The organism is Endozoicomonas sp. SESOKO3 (genome assembly GCF_024606255.1).
Genome location: NZ_JAHHPR010000011.1, coordinates 1 through 1,344 on the forward strand (window position 1 = coordinate 1; position 1,344 = coordinate 1,344).

Consider the following 1,344-nt stretch of genomic DNA (forward strand, 5'->3'; position numbering starts at 1 on the left):
ATCCATGGAATAGTACTGATAGACAAACTCACGGAGGGCTTCTTTCTGCTGTTCGGGTATCTGGTTGCTTAACTCCTCAACAATTTTGTCCAAATACTCCTTTCGTTCCATAGTCTCGTGATGACCCATGCTGGCATCTCCGGATAAGAAAATGTATTGCCAGGGACCGTTGACGTCCTTGTCGGCCTGAAAATGACCACGTCAACAGCTTCTGAATAACAACTGATCCTGTTCAAGAACCCTGTTGGCCGTGACAGACACATTGAACAGGTTTATAGCCTGAAAGGAAACTTTTCAGGGAAAGACGCTGTCTAAAGCGAATTCACCCGATCTATTACCAACTTATCGACCTTTGCACCCTTATTAAAGAGTCTGGAATATCTCTGTCCAGAATTCGAAAAGAGGCTGTCAGTTTTCAGACAGCTTCCCATGAACAACTAGACCTGAGCAGACACTGAACCTATATTACAATGTCTCTACTTGAACTATAGGTAAAGGCGTTGCGCTTTGCCCATCAGGACTTTCAGCATGGATAAATACCGTTGATCCATCGATAAGACTGAAGGCAACAGGTAGAACAGGATGAACCGTCGGCTGACAATATCGGAGCCTTATAGAAGCAATATCTAAAGGCGCCCCATTGTCGCTGTCCGGATACGATAACGAACTTACATAACCACAGGCAGCTGTCAGGTATATCCGCTGTTCAGCTGCCGGGAGCTATCAGGGATTCAGGATTCTATGTCTAACAATTCAGAATTGAATGAACTCAGACAATACCTCTGTAGCTGTATTGTCGGACAGGAGCATCTGGTTGACCGTTTATTAATTACCCTGCTGGCCGATGGCCACCTGCTGGTCGAAGGCGCCCCCGGTCTGGCAAAAACCCGGGCCGTTAAAGCGTTGGCCGACGGTCTGGAGGCTGGATTCCACCGTATTCAGTTCACACCCGACCTGCTGCCAGCAGATGTAACGGGTACCGATATTTATATCCCTGAAGACGGCAGCTTCCGTTTCCAGCCGGGCCCTATCTTTCAAAATCTGGTGTTGGCCGATGAGATCAACCGCTCGCCTGCCAAAGTTCAGTCCGCTTTGCTGGAAGCCATGGCTGAGCGTCAGGTCAGCATGGGCCGGAAAACCTACCCACTCCCCAAAGTGTTCATGGTCATGGCCACCCAGAACCCGATTGAACAGGAAGGCACATACCCTCTTCCGGAAGCTCAGCTGGACCGCTTTCTGATGCACGTTCGGGTCAGTTACCCCGATGTCGAAGCCGAGCGACAAATTCTCAGACTCGCTCGTGGTGAAGCCATGAAACAGTCTCCGGTAAAACCGGTCACGCCC

1 protein-coding gene is annotated in these 1,344 nt (G+C 49.6%); it reads left to right on the forward strand.

What is annotated here, in order from left to right; translation table 11 throughout:
• Positions 1 to 741 precede the first annotated feature (741 nt).
• On the forward strand, positions 742 to 1,344 hold a 603-nt coding region (locus tag KDK18_RS00090; RefSeq protein ID WP_257252315.1), incomplete at its 3' end, for a MoxR family ATPase.